Below are 17,824 nucleotides of genomic sequence, written 5' to 3' on the forward strand. Positions count from 1 at the left end.
TTGAGGTTTGACACGTGCGCCCCTTATGAGAGAACTCCATGCAGACTAATACCTTGTTTTATGTGATCTATTCAGCGCTGGCCATGTTGGCTAACCTATTTCTTCCTGTGTCGACATTGTTAGGTATTGCCATGGCCGCTGCACTGACTGTATGTGTTCCCATTTTGTTAGTGGGGCATAACCAAAAGCATTTCAACTCTATCCGCATGAACTGGGCATCTTCTCTGGGCTGTTCATTAGTTCTCGGGGTTATATTTACCGCAACGTTTACCGCAAAGATGTATTTGCTGACTATTGTGGCCAGTATCACTGGATCGCCTTACAACGTGCCTGAAGTTAACTTTGAGCGTTTATTTCTACTGTGTTTAGTGGCCGCAAGCACTGCCAACGTATGCATTTTCTTTGCCTACGACTTCTTTAAACAAATGAAACGTCAAAGAACACCCGATCAGGACATTATAAATACCGATATGCCTGCACCTCCTGCGAGACCTACCCCAGCGACTAAATCAAACTGGCCGCAGGAGTAAACCTTTTACAACAGTCGACTAGTGTGCAGTCTCAGAAATAAGATATCCGCCTGACTGGCAATATTTGTGCAATCAGCCAGCACTCGCCAGGGCATAACCCTTACTCCAGAAGAGTTTGTCGAACTCAGCCATCGTGTCAGATCTGCCACCATCCACCAACGTGATGGTCGTCGAGCGCGTGTAATTTTATTAGCCGCGCAAGGCTGTTCACGTGTCCACATGCATTTCACGCCGACCTCCAGTTCGTGGACGAACATGGTCGAACGCTTTTTCCGCGACATCACGGTGTATCTGCGTGACGGCAGCTTCAGTTCTGTGCGTGAGTTGGAAGCTTCGATTACAGCGTTCCTGGCACTGCGAAATGCACAGCCGACTCGGTACGTATGGAGTGCAAAAGGGGGAGATAAATTGAGCAAAATCCAGCGCGCCCGCGAGGCGTTGGCCTCACAGGCAAACGGGGTCAATAATTCTGAGACAGCACACTAGAGAAAATCAAAAGCCCCAGGTATGGATCTGTAGAGCTCACAATCAAAGGCAATATAAAGCTTTCAAACCCGAAATTCACAAGGCGAAAATAATGATCGAAGCAAATAAGAAGATAACACTAAGCGGTGAATCTGCTCTCAAAGCACTTGCAGAACTGGAATTCATACTGATTTCCCTGCACAAAATAGGGAGCTATTATATAGATAAATCTACTGATAAATATCAGCACGCTACGACTAAATTTATAGATCGAAAGCATGTCACGCAGAGGCTCGCGAAGGTTCGAAAAATACTAAGCGACTCCTTTGATCCATCTCTCGGAGAGGACGATATGGACGACATTGAAAGGCACGTTAGCCAGCTAATCACTTGGGAGCCTCCGCAAGAAGCTGACTAGATATTATTTTCATTATTAAGATATATCTTGTAGACAATACAAATTGTTATACGAGAGATTGTTATCTGGCCAAAGTGGTGCAGAACCTAAACGTATTCAGGATCAAATGACACTAAAAGTTGCCTACTCAGGTGAGGGAGAGGAAATCATGGCTAACTTGAGTGACCCCCGATATTCAGGAATATACAAAATGGAATTGAAGATCAAGTCCAAAAATGGTCGAGACTCAGTTGTTCATTATGTTAAAGACCCTAAAACAGGAAAATTAATGGACTTTAAATTCAAAAAGCACAGTAATGACAATGTAAAGCCTTGGGATAATGACCCTTCAGTACCCCCTGGAGAATTTTAACCATGAAAGTATTATGTGAAATAAATAACAGATTCAAAATCAATGAGCTTTGCATTTTGAACAACACCTCAAAATACATGCGCAGATCTGACGGCGAAACTGATTTAGAAATCGGGAAAATATACACTGTATACGGAATCGAACTTAGGGATAACTATCCTTGGTTTTATGCGTGCGTTGATGAGGACAGCGAGTATCCGAAGCCTTATTCAAGTGCTTTTTTTAAAGTCATAGATAACCGCTTATCAAAATCTTGGTTCTTAACTAGTACAACGGGTAGGAACGGAGAATTTCACACCTCTCTAGTAATACGTGAGTGGGCTAAAGATCGTTCCTTTTATGAGCATCTTATTGATGGAGAGAGTTAGTCTGTAGAAATCTTCAGAAATGCAAGGCATGTAATGGACGCAGAGTATGAAATATGAAGAGCTCAACACTTCACCTCTCACGACCTCTATCAAGGGAATGATTCATGGCGGCCGCGAAAACTGAGTGCAACACCTCCCCCTCCGGTAAGGTGCCGCCATGTCCTATACAGAACTCAGCATTGAAGAGCGTGCGACCATTCAAGTCGGGCAATATAAGGACCTCAGTCAACGCGAAATAGCCCGGATGCTGGGCCGTAGCCCATCCACTATCAGTCGTGAGCTTCGTCTAAATGAACTCATTACCGGTTATTCGGCTCATGAAGCTCAACTCTTTATCCGCAGGCGCCGCGTGGTCTGTCGCCCCGTCAAGAAGTTGACCATGGGCAATGAGCGCTTTGAGCTGGGTATCCACTTGCTTCGAGAACGCTTTTCTACCGACCAAATCGCGGGCAAGCTGCGCCTTATGAAAATCAATTGTAAGCGCCCCATAAACCCCGCATTCAAAGCGCTTAGCTTACCTTTGCCTAACACTTCCCCTTGCCGGGTGTGTACAGGACTTTCACCTCCAAGTCGTTCGACTCACCACCATAGCGAGCTGAACAGCGCCATGCCTGGCGCACCACAAAAAACCGTGTTTCTTTGCAGAAGACACGGCTTTTTGTGATGCATCAGCGAATCAACGCTCCAGCAAGATCCGCAGCATGCGGCGCAACGGCTCAGCCGCACCCCACAACAACTGGTCGCCCACGGTGAAGGCACCGAGGAACTGCGAACCCATGTTCAGCTTGCGCAGACGGCCAACAGGCACGTTCAAGGTGCCTGTCACCTTGGTCGGACTCAGCTCTTGCATGCTGATTTCACGCTGATTCGGTACCAGCTTGACCCAAGGGTTGTGCTGGCTGATCAGGCCTTCGATGTCGGCGATTGGCACATCTTTGTTCAGCTTGATGGTCAGCGCCTGGCTGTGGCAACGCATTGCACCGATACGCACGCAGATACCGTCCACCGGAACCGGGCTTTTGAAGCGGCCCAGGATCTTGTTGGTTTCGGCTTGCGCTTTCCATTCTTCGCGGCTTTGACCGTTTGGCAGCTCTTTGTCGATCCATGGGATCAAGCTGCCGGCCAATGGCACACCAAAGTTTTCAGTCGGGTAAGCGTCGCTGCGCATGGCTTCGGCCACACGACGGTCGATGTCGAGGATCGCGCTGGCCGGATCAGCCAGTTGATCGGCAACCGCGGCGTGGGTCGCGCCCATTTGCTTGATCAGCTCACGCATGTTCTGCGCACCGGCGCCCGAGGCCGCCTGATACGTCATGGCGCTCATCCACTCCACCAGACCCGCCTCAAACAAGCCGCCCAGGCCCATCAGCATCAGGCTGACGGTGCAGTTGCCGCCGATGTAGTTTTTGGTGCCCGCGTCCAGTTGCTGGTCGATCACCTTGCGGTTGACCGGGTCCAGAACAATGACCGCATCATCCTGCATGCGCAGGCTTGACGCTGCATCAATCCAGTAACCTTGCCAGCCCGCTTCACGCAGCTTCGGGAACACCTCAGTGGTGTAGTCGCCGCCTTGGCAAGTCAGGATCACATCGAGGGTTTTTAACTCTTCAATGTTGTAAGCATCCTTCAGCGGGGCAATATCTTTGCCCACGGACGGACCTTGTCCACCGACATTGGAGGTAGTGAAAAACACCGGTTCAATAAGATCGAAATCCTGCTCTTCCAGCATCCGCTGCATGAGCACGGAACCAACCATACCGCGCCAACCGACCAGACCTACACGTTTCATCGCAACTACACCTTTAACAAAAAGTGGGGTCGTTACTTCCACCAACAGGAAGTAACGGGCCCGAGAGATTACAGATTCTGTAGCGCCGCGACTACTGCGTCACCCATTTCCTGTGTTCCAACCTTGGTGCAACCGGTCGACCAGATGTCGCCGGTACGCAATCCCTGGTCCAGAACCAGGCTTACGGCCTTCTCGATGGCGTCAGCGGCAGCCTGCTGATTGAAGCTGTAACGCAGCATCATCGAGACCGACAAAATGGTTGCCAGCGGGTTGGCAATGCCCTGCCCGGCGATGTCCGGGGCCGAACCGTGGCACGGCTCGTACATGCCTTTATTATTGGTGTCCAGGGACGCCGACGGCAGCATGCCGATAGAGCCGGTGAGCATCGAAGCCTGGTCGGACAGGATGTCGCCGAACAGGTTGTCGGTCACGATCACGTCGAACTGCTTGGGTGCACGCACCAGTTGCATGGCCGCGTTATCGACGTACATATGGCTCAGTTCAACGTCCGGGTAGTCCTTGGCCACTTGCTCAACCACTTCACGCCACAGTTGGCTGGAGGCCAATACGTTGGCTTTGTCGACCGAGCACAGCTTTTTGCCACGCACACGGGCCATGTCGAAACCGACACGGGCGATGCGACGGATTTCGCTCTCGCTGTACGGCAGCGTGTCGAAAGCCTGGCGCTCGCCGTTTTCCAGCTCGCGGGTGCCGCGTGGCGAGCCGAAATAGATACCGCCGGTCAATTCACGAACGATCAGAATGTCCAGGCCCGAAACGATTTCCGGCTTGAGGCTCGACGCTTCGGCCAGTTGCGGGTACAGAATCGCCGGACGCAGGTTGCCGAACAGGCCCAGTTGCGCACGAATTTTCAGCAGGCCGCGCTCAGGGCGAATGTCACGCTCGATAGTGTCCCACTTCGGGCCACCCACAGCGCCCAGCAATACAGCGTCAGCGGCACGAGCGCGCTCCAGGGTCTCGTCTGCCAGCGGCACGCCGTGCTTGTCGATGGCCGCGCCACCGATCACGTCGTGGGTCAGCTCAAAGTCGAGCTGGAACTTGTCATTGGCCAACTCAAGCACTTTTACCGCTTGAGCCATGATTTCTGGGCCAATACCGTCGCCTGGGAGAATCAGAATCTGCTTGCTCATGTGTTCCTCTTTCTTGTCGGTTGATGCCCCCGCAGGCGCACCCTGAAAATGTTCTGAATAACTGACCTGAATTACTTCTCAGCCCACAGCACCAGTACATCGGTACTGAACGAGCCATCGGCGGCAATTTCAAAGTACTCGCGCACTTCGGTGCCCATCGACTGTTGCAGCTCGCGAATGGCCGCGCTCATCACCGGCGGCGTACGCATGCGCTCAATCCAGGAGGTGAACTCTAAACGCAAACGCTGACGCTGTGTGCTGCGCACTTGCAAACCGGCCTCATTGACCTGACGCAGCCACTCGCCCGCCGAATAATCACGCACGTGACTGGTGTCACGCAGCACTTCAACACTCTGCAAGTAGGTGTCAAACAACGGGCTGCCCGGCGACAACACATCAATAAAGGCGGCTACGCCACCCGGCTTGAGCACTCGGCGCACTTCGCGCAGGGCCTGGCCGAGATCGCTCCAGTGGTGCGCCGAATAACGGCTGAGCACGTAGTCAAATTCGCCATCGGCAAACGGCAAACGCTCGGCCGCGCCGCACACGGTGCTGATGTTGTTCAGCCCGCGATCAGCGGCGGCCGAACTGACCACATCAAGCATTTGCTGAGACAGGTCATAGGCGACCACCTCTTTAACCAGCGCCGCAACGTGAAAACTGACATGACCCGCACCGCAGCCCAGGTCCAGTAGACGCGCCGCAGGCTTATCAGCCAGCTCGGCTTTCAGCAGGCCAAATTCAGTGCCTTGCGCGTGCACGGCGCTGCTCAAATAGGCCGCAGCCTGTTCACCGAATTGTTTCTGTACAACCTGACTGTGCTGGGCGGAGCGGGTCATGGTGACGTCCTTTGTGATCATTGATTACGCGTCGCGAAACAACCAAGGCTGGCTCGCGCGGTGCTTGCTTTCAAAGGCGGCAATTGCATCGCCGTCTTGCAAGGTCAAGCCGATGTCGTCGAGGCCGTTGAGCAGGCAGTGCTTGCGGAACGCATCGATTTCAAAGCTCAACACCTTGCCGTCGGGCCGGGTCACGGTTTGCGCTTCAAGGTCAATGCTGAGCTGGTAACCCGGCTCGGCTTCAACCTGGGCAAACAGTTCATCGACTTCGGCATCGCTCAAGATGATCGGCAACAGGCCGTTCTTGAAGCTGTTGTTGAAGAAGATGTCGGCGTAGCTCGGCGCGATGATGCTGCGAAAGCCGTACTCTTCGAGCGCCCAAGGGGCGTGTTCACGGCTGGAACCACAGCCGAAGTTCTCACGGGCCAGCAACACGCTGGCGCCCTGATAGCGCTCGGCGTTGAGCACAAAGTCTTTGTTCAGCGGACGCTTGGAGTTGTCCTGGTAAGGTTGCCCCACGTCCAGATAACGCCACTCATCAAACAGGTTCGGGCCAAAACCGGTGCGCTTGATCGACTTCAAAAACTGCTTGGGAATGATCTGATCGGTGTCGACGTTGGCGCGATCCAAAGGTGCGACAAGCCCGGTGTGCTGGGTAAAAGCTTTCATGCTGCGCTCCTTAGATCAATTCACGGACGTCGATGAAACGACCGTTTACAGCGGCGGCGGCGGCCATGGCCGGGCTTACCAGGTGAGTACGACCACCGGCACCCTGACGGCCTTCGAAGTTGCGGTTGGAGGTCGATGCGCAGTGTTCACCCGATTCCAGGCGGTCCGGGTTCATCGCCAGACACATTGAGCAACCTGGCTCACGCCATTCAAAACCGGCTTCCAAAAAGATCTTGTCCAGCCCTTCCGACTCAGCCTGTGCCTTAACCAGGCCCGAACCCGGCACCACAATCGCCTGCTTGATGGTCGACGCCACTTTGCGGCCTTTGGCAATCACGGCCGCAGCGCGCAAGTCTTCAATCCGCGAGTTGGTGCACGAACCGATGAACACACGGTCCAGCTGAATATCGGTGATCGCCTGATTGGCGCTCAAGCCCATGTACTTCAAGGCGCGCTCAATCGAGCCTCGCTTGACCAGATCCGCTTCCTGCGCCGGGTCCGGCACGTTCTGATCCACCGCTAAGACCATTTCAGGCGAGGTGCCCCAGCTGACTTGTGGTTTGATCTGCGCGGCATCCAGTTCAACGACGGTGTCGAACTGCGCGTCGGCATCCGAGACCAGATCTTTCCAGGCTTCTACCGCCAGGTCCCATTCAGCACCTTTGGGGGCAAACGGCCGACCCTTGACGTAAGCCACGGTTTTCTCATCAGCCGCCACCAGACCCACACGGGCCCCGGCTTCGATCGACATGTTGCAAATGGTCATGCGGCCTTCAACCGACAACTCGCGAATCGCGCTACCGGCGAACTCGATGGCGTGACCATTGCCGCCCGCCGTACCGATTTTGCCGATCACAGCCAACACGATGTCCTTGGCGGTCACGCCGAACGGCAATTGACCTTCCACCAAAACCAGCATGTTTTTCATTTTTTTGGCCACCAGGCACTGTGTGGCGAGCACGTGCTCAACCTCAGAGGTACCGATGCCGTGAGCCAGGGCACCAAACGCGCCGTGGGTCGAGGTGTGCGAGTCGCCGCAGACCACCGTCATGCCTGGCAAGGTCGCGCCCTGCTCCGGGCCAATCACGTGGACGATGCCTTGGCGCACGTCGTTCATCTTGAATTCGGTAATGCCGTACTCGTCGCAGTTGTCGTCCAGGGTTTGCACCTGTAAACGGGACACCTGGTCAGCAATCGCTTCGATCCCGCCTTTACGCTCTGGCGTGGTCGGTACATTGTGATCCGGAGTCGCAATGTTGGCATCGATGCGCCAAGGCTTGCGCCCTGCCAGACGCAGGCCTTCGAAGGCTTGCGGCGAAGTCACTTCGTGAATGATATGGCGGTCGATGTAGATCAGCGCCGAACCATCGTCGCGCTGCTTGACCAAATGCGAATTCCAGAGCTTGTCGTAGAGCGTTTTGCCGGCCATCAGACGGTTTCCTCATCAGCTACTTTCTGTGCCAATAACCACTTGGCTTGTGAGGTCGATCCTATGGGGTTACAGTGAATAACTCAAATTCATAATTTTTATGCTTTGGATAACCAACAGGAATTCGAATAGATGGATCTCGCGAATCTCAACGCCTTCATCGCCATTGCTGAAACCGGAAGCTTCTCCGGGGCTGCCGAACGGTTGTTCTTGACCCAGCCTGCGATCAGTAAACGCATCGCCAGCATCGAGCAGCAACTCAAGCTGCGGCTGTTTGACCGGCTGGGCCGCGAAGTCAGTTTGACCGAGGCGGGCCGGGCGTTACTGCCACGGGCGTACCAGATTCTCAACGTGCTGGATGACACCCGACGGGCGCTGAACAACCTCAATGGCGAGGTCAGCGGGCGCCTCACGCTGGCCACCAGTCACCATATCGGCCTGCACCGTTTGCCGCCCTTGTTGCGCGAGTTCACCCGGACTTACCCCAAGGTCGCGCTCGATATTCAGTTCCTCGATTCAGAAGTTGCCTACGAAGAAATTCTGCACGGCCGCGCCGAACTGGCGGTTATCACCCTGGCACCAGAGCCACATTCGCTGATCCGTGCCGTTCCTGTGTGGGATGACCCGCTGGATTTCGTGGTCGCGCCCGAGCACAGCCTGACCCGCCAGGCCGCTGTCAGCCTGGCCGACATTGCGCACCATCCAGCCGTGTTTCCGGGCGGCAACACCTTCACCCACCATATTGTGCAGCGCCTGTTTGAAGGCCAGGGCTTGACGCCCAACATCGCCATGAGCACCAACTACCTGGAGACCATCAAAATGATGGTCTCCATCGGCCTGGCGTGGAGCGTGTTGCCGCGCACCATGCTCGATGAGCAAGTGGCGTCGATCGCCTTGCCGAGCATTCAACTGACGCGCCAGCTAGGCTATATCGTGCACACCGAACGAACGTTGTCGAATGCCGCACACGCCTTCATGACGCTGCTAGATAGTCAGGTCGACACGCTGCACACTGAGCAACCCTGAAAACACAGGCGAAAACACGGACAGTTCTCAAGATTTCCAGCTGAAGGATCGCAGTTCATGGCAAACACCACAGACGCTGTGCTACCCCTTACAGGTTTGGCAAACGTCGATTTGCAAACGCAGGAACATGACTGGCTGAGTGCCACGCACTTGCTTGATGCGCTGAACGCCGCGCAACTGGGGGCCTGGTGCTGGGAGCTGGAGAGTGGCCATATACATTGGTCGAGTGGTGTGCACAGCCTGTTCGGGCTTGACTCGCAACAAGGGCTGCCCAGCAACCTTGGGCAATTGCGCACCCTGCCCTTTGACGACTGGCCCAAAGCCCAGCGGGCCTTTCAAGCGATCATTAACGGCGCACCGCTGCAAAAGCTCATCCATCACCGCGTGCGCTGGCCCGATGGCAGCCTGCACTGGCTGGAAATCCGTGGCAGCTTGATCCCCGGCGAAAATGCCAAGCCACGCATGATGGGCGTGATCCGCGAAGTCACCCAGCAGCGCCAGCGCCAGCAAGCACTCAACAACTCTGAACAACGCTTTGCCACGCTCTTTCAGTTGTCGCCGCACATGGTGTTGCTGGTGCGCATCGAAGACGGACTGATCAGTGAGGCCAACCATTATTTCGAAAAGCTGCTGGGCTGGACCGCCGCTGAAGCCATTGGCCGCACCACCGTAGAACTGGGGCTTTGGCCCGATATTGAGCAACGCCTGCAATTTATCGAGGCGGTTAACGAATACAGCACGCCGATCAACATGGAAGTTCAATTGGCCGGGCGCAACGGGCAATTGCATGACGGCCTCCTCAGCGCACAAAAAGTCGAACTGGAAGGTGAGGCCTATCTGGTCAGCACCTTCGTTGACAACCGCAATCGCAAAGAGGCCGAACAAGCACTGATCGACAGCCAGGAGCGCCTGGACCTGGCACTCGACTCCGCCCAGTTGGGCACCTGGGACTGGCACATCCCCAGTGGCCGCCTCTACGGCTCGGCCCGTGCAGCGCAATTGCATGGCTTGCCACCCGAACCGTTCAACGAATCTTTCGATGCTTTTTTTGAGGGTGTACCCGAAGAAGGGCGTTTCCGCATGCGCAACGCCTACCGCTCATTGCGCGAAGGGCCCGCAGGCAATTACCAACTGACGTACCGCGTGCCGTTAGTCAACGGCACCTCGCGCTACCTCGAAAGCCGCGCCCGGCTTTACCGCGATGAGGCTGGCGCGCCCTTGCGCATGGCCGGGACCTTGCTCGACATCACCGACCAGGTAGAGCGCGAGCAACGCCTGAGCGCTTCCGAAGAAAAATTCGCCAGTGTGTTCCAGACCAGTCCCGACCCTATTTGCGTGATGCTGGCAGACAGCGCGCACTTCATCGAAATCAACACCAGTTTCACCCAGACCTTTGGCTGGACCGTGGCCGACCTGCAAGACGACGCCGACACCAGCAGCGCCCTTAGCGACGCCAGCGCCCATCATTTACGCCAGTTGCAGCGCATTATTCGTGCCCCGGCGCAGAACAATACCGCCATCACCTTGCACCACAAAAAAGGCGAATTGCTGACCTGCGTAATGTCCAGCCGCCACATTGAAGTCGACGGCCAACCGTGCGTCGTCACCACGCTGCGCGACATCACCCAGCAACAGCGCGCCGAGGCGGCGCTTAAAACCAGCGAAGAGAAATTCGCCAAGGCCTTCCACTCCAGCCCCGACGCCATCACCATCAGCGAACTCGCCACCGGCTGCTACCTGGAAGTCAATGACGGGTTCAGCCGTTTAACGGGCTACAGCAGCGCCGAAGTTATTGGCCGCAGCCCTTATGAATTGGGGATTTGGGGAGACAGCTCAAAGCGCGACGCGCTGCTCGATGAACTGCGGGAAAAGGGCCGCATCAGCAACCGGGAAGTGCTCGGCCGCTCCAAACGCGGGGACATGCTCAATGTCGAGGTTTCAATCGAACTCATTACCCTCGATACCACGCCATGCCTGCTGTTGACCGCGCGCGATATCAGCCAGCTGAAAGCCGCGCAGGCCCAAGTCAGGCATCTGGCCTACCACGATCCCTTGACCAACCTGCCCAACCGCGCACTGCTCATGGACCGCCTCAGCCAGCAAACCTCGCTGCTCAAACGCCATGATCTGCGCGGCGCGCTGTTGTTTCTGGATCTGGACCACTTCAAACACATCAACGACTCGCTGGGGCACCCGGTGGGCGACTCGGTATTGCGCATCATCACCGCGCGCCTGGAGGCCAGCGTGCGCAGCGAGGACACCGTGGCCCGTCTGGGCGGTGACGAGTTTGTGGTGTTGCTTACCGGTCTTAACGGCTCGCTGGAAGAGGTCACACAATCGGTGTGCAGCATCGCCGACAACGTGCGTGAGTTGCTGGCCGAACCGATGTTTCTCGACGGTCAGCGCCTGCAAGTCACCCCAAGTATTGGCATCGCTCTGATTCCCGATCACGGCTCAACCCCAGCTGACCTGCTCAAGCGCGCCGACATTGCGCTGTACCGGGCCAAAGACTCGGGACGCAACACCACGCAACTGTTTCACTTTGATATGCAGACGGCGGCCAGCGAGCGCATGCGCATGGAAAGCGATCTGCGCACAGCCTTGGCACGCAATGAATTCACCCTGCACTTTCAACCGCAAGTCGACGCCCGCACCCACCGCATCGTCGGCGCCGAAGCCTTGCTGCGCTGGCAGCACCCGCAATTGGGGCCACAGTCGCCGAGTGAATTCATCAAAATCCTGGAAGACAGCGGCTTGATACTGGAAGTCGGCACCTGGATTCTCGATGAAGCCTGCCGCTCGTTCAGTGAGTTACTGCGTGAAGGCCTGATCGACCCAGAGGATTTCAGCCTGTGCGTCAATATCAGCCCGCGCCAATTTCTGCAAAGCGACTTCGCCGAACGGGTGCAACGCAGCTTGCTGCACCACCACCTGCCCTATTCGATGCTCAAGCTTGAAGTCACCGAAGGCATCGTGATTCAGAACCTGGAAGACACGATCGAAAAAATGCACCACCTGATTGCCTTGGGTGCCAGCTTTGCGATGGACGATTTTGGCACCGGCTACTCATCGCTCACGCACCTCAAGCGCTTGCCGGTCGATACCTTGAAGATTGATCAATCGTTCGTGCGGGAGGCCATTCATGACCCCAACGATGCCGAAATCGTCCGCGCGATTGTCGCCATGGCGCACAGTTTGGGGCTGACGGTGGTGGCTGAAGGGGTTGAGCAATTGGCGCAATTGAAATTTTTGCAGACGCTGGACTGCCATTTGTACCAAGGCTACCTGCACAGTCGGCCAGTGCCTTTGGCGCAATTTCGGGCGTTGTTGCAAAAGGGACCATAAACCCCGTGGGAGATTCTGTGGCGTATAGCAAGCCGATTTCGTAGCAGTTGCCGAGCACCGCGAGGCTACGTCCGATGGCGAAGCGATCGTAAACCCTAAGCGCAGGGTGCAACTGATACCCCACAGTGCTTGATTTTACGACTGCTGCGCAGCCGGACGTAGCCTCGCGGTGCTCGGCAACTGCTACGAGGTTTGCGCGCGCCATAGATCTGAGGGAGCAGGCGTTACATCCGGCCGAATTTACCCAACTGGAAGTCATTGAACGCCTGACGAATCTCGGCATCGGTGTTCATCACAAACGGGCCATGACCCACGATAGGCTCGTCAATCGGTTCACCGCTGAGGATCAACAGCATCGCGTCGTCAGTGGCGTCAAGGCGTACCTGTGAACCATCACGCTCGAACAATGCCAATTGGCCTTTGGCTACCACGTCCTTGCCGTTGACTTTCACCGTGCCGCGCAGCACCACCAACGCGGTGTTACGGCCCTGATGCAGATCGAAGACGGCCGACTTGCCCGCGTTCATGCGAATGTCCCACACGTCGATGTCGGTGAACGTGCGCGCCGGGCCACGTTTTCCGTCGAACTCACCGGCGATCAAACGCAAAGCGCCCGCATCGTCCTTGAGCGCCAGCGCAGGAATGTCGCGGTCCAGAATGCCTTGATAGCCAGGCGCGGCCATTTTGTCTTTGGCCGGCAGGTTGACCCACAACTGCACCATTTCCAGCGTGCCGCCACTGCGGGCAAAGGCCTCGGAGTGGAACTCCTCATGCAGGATGCCCGACGCGGCGGTCATCCACTGCACATCGCCAGGACCGATCACCCCGCCATTACCGGTCGAGTCTCGGTGTTCAACTTCACCTTGGTAGACGATGGTCACGGTCTCGAACCCGCGATGCGGGTGCTGCCCTACACCGCGACGCTCAGTGGTCGGGGTAAATTGGGCAGGGCCTGCGTAATCAAGTAAAAGAAACGGGCTGACGTGCTCGCCCATGTTGTCGTAGGAAAACAACGTGCGCACCGGGAAACCATCGCCGACCCAATGACCTCGTGGCGCGGTGTAGATGCCCAAAATGTTTTTCATGTTGCACCTCCTGTCATGCAGAGTGACAAATATAGATTCGCATCACCCATATAACTAGATGGCATTTTTGAATCTCAGCGTTCTATACATAGAACGATAATTTAAGCGCGGGAGCTGCCGCACTGAGTTGCATCTAAATTATCGCGATTGATCCTCGTCCTCTCCTGATAGCAAAGGCCCTGCACTGGCGGACTTCTACTGAGATGGCGATGACTAAACCACGCACTAAAAAAGCCCTGTTGATCGGTATTCCTCTCGCGCTGGCCGTGTCCATCGGCGGCGGATTTCTTCTCTGGGACGCGTTTTTCAAGGGTAATGCGGGCTACCCGTTGAACATCGTCAAGCAAGCCGATGAACTGCAAGACCGACTGTTGTCATTCGACAGCCATATCACCGTGCCGCTGGAACTCGGCAGCGCGGGCAATGAGGCTGACAAAGACGGCCCCGGCCAGTTCGACCTGGCCAAGGCGGCCAAAGGGCGTCTTTCCGGTGCGGCCCTGACGATTTTCGGCTGGCCCGAAATCTGGAACGGCCCCAACGCCCCGCACCGCCCAACAGCCGGCTTTGTCGAAGCGGCGCGCAATGAACAGGAAGTGCGCTACCAAATCATCAGCGGCATGGTTCGAGACTTTCCCAATCAAGTGGCAATTGCCTACACCCCGGATGACTTTCGGCGCCTGCACGGCGAAGGCAAGTTTGCGATTTTCATCAGCATGCTTAACGCCTACCCGCTGGGTAACGACCTCGACCAGCTCGACAAATGGGCCGCGCGCGGCATGCGCATGTTTGGTTTCAGTTATGTCGGCAACAACGACTGGGCCGACTCTTCGCGGCCGCTGCCGTTTTTCAATGACACCGCTGATGCGCTCAATGGCCTGTCCGAGACCGGCAAGCAGGCCGTGCAGCGCCTAAACGATCTGGGCGTGATCATCGATGTGTCGCAAATGTCGAGCAAAGCGCTGGAGCAAGTCAGCCAGCTCAGCCGCACGCCAATGGTCGCCTCGCACTCGGCGCCGCGGGCACTGGTAGACATCCCGCGCAACCTCAGCGACCGGGAAATGCAGCTGATTAAAAACAGCGGTGGCGTGGTGCAAATTGTCGGTTTTGCGACCTACTTGCGGCCGCTGAGCCAGGCCAGCCAAGACAAGCTCAACACCCTGCGCAGCCAGTTCGACTTGCCGCCTTTGCATAATCTGGAAATGGCCCTGATGCCCGGCGACGCGATCATTACCGTGTGGCCTGAACAACGTTTCGGTCAGTACGCCAGCGGCCTGTACGGCATCGTCGAGCAAGAGCCCAAAGCCACCCTCAAAGACTATGGCGATGCCATTGACTACGCCGTGAAGAAAATCGGTATCGACCATGTCGGCATCAGTTCCGACTTCAACGATGGCGGCGGGCTGGATGGCTGGAAGGACGTGAGCGAAACCCGCAACGTCACCGCCGAACTGCTGCAACGCGGCTATAGCGAGGCGGACATCGCCAAGCTGTGGGGCGGCAACTTCCTGCGGGTTTGGGACTCCGTGCAAAAAGCCGCCAAACCGACCTCATAAGTGAACTTATCGACCATGCCGACACTAAAACTGCTGTATTGCCTGCCTTTCGCCGCCCTGATCTGGGCCTCGCCAAGCCACGCGGCCGAGCCGGGCACGGTGTTCAAAGACTGCAAAAACTGCCCGGAAATGGTGGCGCTGCCCACCGGCAGTTTCACCATGGGGACACCAGACGATGAAGTCGGCCGCGAACCCGATGAGGGCCCGATGCACACCGTGACGTTCAGCAAGCCGGTTGCCATCAGTCGCTTTCAGGTCACGGCGGCTGAGTTCGACGCTTACATAAAGGAAACCGGGGTCAAGATTGCCGACGGCGATGACCGGCCCGGACGCAGATGCACCGCCAGCAAACCGAGCTACCCGCAAGGGCCACGCCAGCCTGCGGTGTGCATGGACTTTGCAGACGTTAAACACTACGTCAGCTGGCTGGTAAAAAAGACCGGCAAGCCCTACCGCATGGTCAGCGAAGCCACCCGCGAATACGCAGCACGCGCGGGCTCGACCGGGCCTTTTCCGTTCCCGATGGACGAAGGCAAGGACTACAGCATCGCCACACACGCCAACACCTACGGCCCGGCGGATGGCTATAGCTACAGCTCGCCGGTGGGCAGTTACCCGGCCAATGCCTTTGGCGTGTATGACATGCACGGCAACGTGTACGAATGGTTGGCGGACTGCAAACACAACAACTACGTGGGCGCGCCGAGCGATGGCAGCGCGTGGGTGACTGATTGCGCCGGTGAGCTGATGCAAATTCGTGGCAACGACTGGGGCGAAGCACCGGTGTTTTCACGTTCGGGCAATCGCAATGACATCTACCCGCAAACCCGTGGCGACTGGATCGGCTTTCGGGTTGAGCGCGACCTGTAGCCGCCCTGTCCTCGGTAGGAGCGAGCTTGCCTCGCGATCTTTTGATCTTCTAAAAAGATCGCGAGGCAAGCTCGCTCCTACAGAGGAATGAAGGCTAAATCCCCGCTTCAATCACTCGTTCACAAGAGACTGCCCTTCCCTTGATCCAAGGAACTCTTGTTTATGAGCAAGCCCGCTACGCCCCGCACGTCCCCGGGGGTTCTTCGAGAACTGTTTACTCTGCTCAAGCCGTTCCGGCTGATCGTCAGTCTGTCGATAGTGCTGGGCATGATCGGCGGGCTAAGCGTCACGGTGCTGCTGGCCACTATCAACAGCGCCCTGCACGCCGAAAACGGCCTGACCCAACAGGTTGTCGCGCTGTTTGCCGGGCTCTGTGTGCTGGCACTGATCAGCAGTATTGGCTCTGACATCGGCAGCAATTATGTCGGCCAGCACATCATTGCCAAGCTGCGCAAAGAGCTGGGAGAGAAGGTGCTCTCGGCACCCATTTCGCAAATCGAACGCTATCGCAGCCATCGGCTGATTCCGGTGCTGACCCACGATGTCGACACCATCAGCGATTTCGCTTTTGCCTTTGCCCCGCTGGCTATTTCCCTGACGGTGACCTTGGGCTGCATGGGGTATCTGGCCATGCTCTCGTGGCCAATGTTTTTGATGATGCTGGTGGCGATTGCGATCGGCACGGTGATTCAATACATCGCTCGCGGCTATGGGATTAACGGCTTTGAGCAAGCCCGTGAAGCCGAAGATGACCTGCAAAAGCATTACAACGCCATTGCCGAGGGCGCCAAGGAGCTGCGTATCCATCGCCCGCGCCGCCAGCGCATGTTCGTTTCGGGGATCCAGCGCACCGCGCAAAAGATTTGTGACATTCAGGTGCGCTCAATCAACACCTTCGTCATCGCCAAAAGCCTCGGCTCGATGCTGTTTTTCGTGGTAATCGGTCTGGCGCTGGCCATGCAGTCGTTGTGGCCCAGCAACAACCCCGGCGTGATCAGCGGCTTCGTGCTGGTGCTGTTGTACATGAAAGGTCCGCTGGAACATTTGATCAGCACCCTGCCGATCATCAGCCGCGCGCAAATCGCCTTCCGGCGCATTGCCGACTTGTCCGAACAATTCAACTCGCCCGAACCGCACCTGCTGCTCAGCGAACAGGGCTCCCAGGACAACACCATCAACAGCCTGGAGCTGCTGGACGTCAGCTACAGCTTCGCGCCGGTGGACGACCATGCGCCTTTCCGCCTGGGGCCGGTGAACCTGACGATCAAGCAGGGCGACATTGTGTTTATCGTCGGTGAAAACGGCTGCGGCAAAACCACCCTGATCAAGCTGCTGCTGGGCCTGTATGCCCCGCAACACGGCGAAATCCTCCTCAACGGCCAGCCGGTGACGGCCGAGCGTCGCGATGACTATCGCCAATTGTTCACCACCATTTTTGCCGACTACTACCTGTTCGACGACGTGGTGCAAGGCGACATGCGCATCCCGCAGGACGCCGAGCAGTACCTCAAGCGTCTGGAAATCTCGCACAAGGTCAGTATCACTGACGGCCAGTTCAGCACCACCGACCTTTCGACCGGCCAGCGCAAGCGCCTGGCACTGGTCAACGCCTGGCTTGAAGAGCGCCCGGTGCTGGTGTTTGACGAGTGGGCGGCCGACCAGGACCCGACCTTCCGGCGCATTTTCTACACCGAACTGCTGCCAGACCTTAAGCGGCTGGGCAAAACCATCATCGTGATCTCCCACGACGACCGTTATTTCGATATCGCCGACCAATTGGTGCGCATGGACAGCGGCAAGGTCAGCACGGCGCTGGATGTCGCCTGACGAGGCACGTCACATCCTGGTGGAAGCGGGCGTGCTCGCGATACGGGCGACGCGGTTTTTATAGAAACACCGCACTGATGCCTTCGCGAGCAAGCCCGCTCCCACTGG

Annotated in this window: 14 protein-coding genes and 2 pseudogenes; 10 read left to right on the top strand and 6 right to left on the bottom strand. The window is 56.7% G+C overall.

Features of this window, described 5'->3' with window-relative positions; translation table 11 throughout:
- The first annotated feature begins 38 nt into the window (after positions 1–38).
- The 5 genes and pseudogenes from RHM56_RS15015 to RHM56_RS15035 all read left to right on the top strand — a co-directional run.
- A complete protein-coding gene (locus RHM56_RS15015) occupies positions 39–530 on the top strand; it encodes a hypothetical protein (RefSeq protein WP_322233402.1) in 492 nt (163 codons plus the stop codon).
- Positions 531–740: 210 nt separating this feature from the next.
- Positions 741–1,016, top strand: a pseudogene (locus RHM56_RS15020) (IS630 family transposase); the annotation flags it as partial.
- Between the two features lie 91 nt (positions 1,017–1,107).
- Positions 1,108–1,413, top strand: a complete 306-nt coding sequence (locus RHM56_RS15025; protein WP_322233404.1) for a hypothetical protein — start codon at positions 1,108–1,110, stop codon at positions 1,411–1,413.
- A 190-nt stretch (positions 1,414–1,603) separates the two neighbouring features.
- A complete protein-coding gene (locus tag RHM56_RS15030) occupies positions 1,604–1,765 on the top strand; it encodes a hypothetical protein (RefSeq protein WP_322233406.1) in 162 nt (53 codons plus the stop codon).
- Between the two features lie 525 nt (positions 1,766–2,290).
- Positions 2,291–2,605 (top strand): annotated as a pseudogene (locus tag RHM56_RS15035) (transposase); the annotation flags it as partial.
- 204 nt (positions 2,606–2,809) lie between these two features.
- Here RHM56_RS15035 and asd read toward each other — a convergent pair.
- From asd to leuC, 5 genes are all read right to left on the bottom strand, one after another.
- Positions 2,810–3,922, bottom strand: a complete 1,113-nt coding sequence (gene asd, locus RHM56_RS15040) for an aspartate-semialdehyde dehydrogenase (protein ID WP_322233408.1) — start codon at positions 3,920–3,922, stop codon at positions 2,810–2,812.
- A gap of 68 nt (positions 3,923–3,990) precedes the next feature.
- Positions 3,991–5,073, bottom strand: a complete 1,083-nt coding sequence (gene leuB, locus RHM56_RS15045; protein WP_322233410.1) for a 3-isopropylmalate dehydrogenase — start codon at positions 5,071–5,073, stop codon at positions 3,991–3,993.
- Positions 5,074–5,144: 71 nt separating this feature from the next.
- Entirely contained in the window at positions 5,145–5,912 is a 768-nt protein-coding gene (locus tag RHM56_RS15050) for a class I SAM-dependent methyltransferase (protein ID WP_322233412.1), read from the bottom strand.
- Between the two features lie 24 nt (positions 5,913–5,936).
- Positions 5,937–6,581 (bottom strand): 3-isopropylmalate dehydratase small subunit, encoded by a 645-nt coding sequence (gene leuD, locus RHM56_RS15055; protein ID WP_322233414.1) that lies wholly within the window; start codon positions 6,579–6,581, stop codon positions 5,937–5,939.
- Positions 6,582–6,591: 10 nt separating this feature from the next.
- On the bottom strand, positions 6,592–8,010 hold the full coding sequence (gene leuC, locus RHM56_RS15060; protein ID WP_322233416.1) for a 3-isopropylmalate dehydratase large subunit: 1,419 nt from the start codon (positions 8,008–8,010) through the stop codon (positions 6,592–6,594).
- A gap of 132 nt (positions 8,011–8,142) precedes the next feature.
- Here leuC and RHM56_RS15065 point away from each other — a divergent pair, with 132 nt between their 5' ends.
- Positions 8,143–9,036 (top strand): LysR family transcriptional regulator, encoded by an 894-nt coding sequence (locus RHM56_RS15065; RefSeq protein ID WP_322233418.1) that lies wholly within the window; start codon positions 8,143–8,145, stop codon positions 9,034–9,036.
- Between the two features lie 57 nt (positions 9,037–9,093).
- Positions 9,094–12,381 (top strand): EAL domain-containing protein, encoded by a 3,288-nt coding sequence (locus tag RHM56_RS15070; RefSeq protein ID WP_322233420.1) that lies wholly within the window; start codon positions 9,094–9,096, stop codon positions 12,379–12,381.
- 224 nt (positions 12,382–12,605) lie between these two features.
- Here the strand turns inward: RHM56_RS15070 and RHM56_RS15075 are convergent, their stop codons facing one another.
- Positions 12,606–13,466, bottom strand: coding sequence for a pirin family protein (locus RHM56_RS15075; RefSeq protein ID WP_322233421.1), 861 nt, complete (start codon positions 13,464–13,466; stop codon positions 12,606–12,608).
- Positions 13,467–13,675: 209 nt separating this feature from the next.
- On the opposite strand from RHM56_RS15075, the gene pvdM reads away from it, so the two are divergent.
- The 3 genes from pvdM to RHM56_RS15090 all read left to right on the top strand — a co-directional run bounded on the left by pvdM (position 13,676) and on the right by RHM56_RS15090 (position 17,716).
- The gene (gene pvdM, locus RHM56_RS15080; RefSeq protein ID WP_322233422.1) at positions 13,676–15,019 is read left to right on the top strand and encodes a pyoverdine-tailoring dipeptidase-like protein PvdM; all 1,344 of its coding nucleotides are present in this window, start codon (positions 13,676–13,678) and stop codon (positions 15,017–15,019) included.
- Between the two features lie 15 nt (positions 15,020–15,034).
- Complete coding sequence (locus RHM56_RS15085; protein WP_322233423.1) at positions 15,035–15,889, top strand: formylglycine-generating enzyme family protein; 855 nt, start codon at positions 15,035–15,037, stop codon at positions 15,887–15,889.
- A gap of 162 nt (positions 15,890–16,051) precedes the next feature.
- A complete protein-coding gene (locus tag RHM56_RS15090; protein ID WP_322233425.1) occupies positions 16,052–17,716 on the top strand; it encodes a cyclic peptide export ABC transporter in 1,665 nt (554 codons plus the stop codon).
- The last annotated feature ends 108 nt before the right edge of the window (positions 17,717–17,824 follow it).

It is taken from the genome of Pseudomonas sp. CCC3.1 (genome assembly GCF_034347405.1).
Classification (GTDB): domain Bacteria; phylum Pseudomonadota; class Gammaproteobacteria; order Pseudomonadales; family Pseudomonadaceae; genus Aquipseudomonas.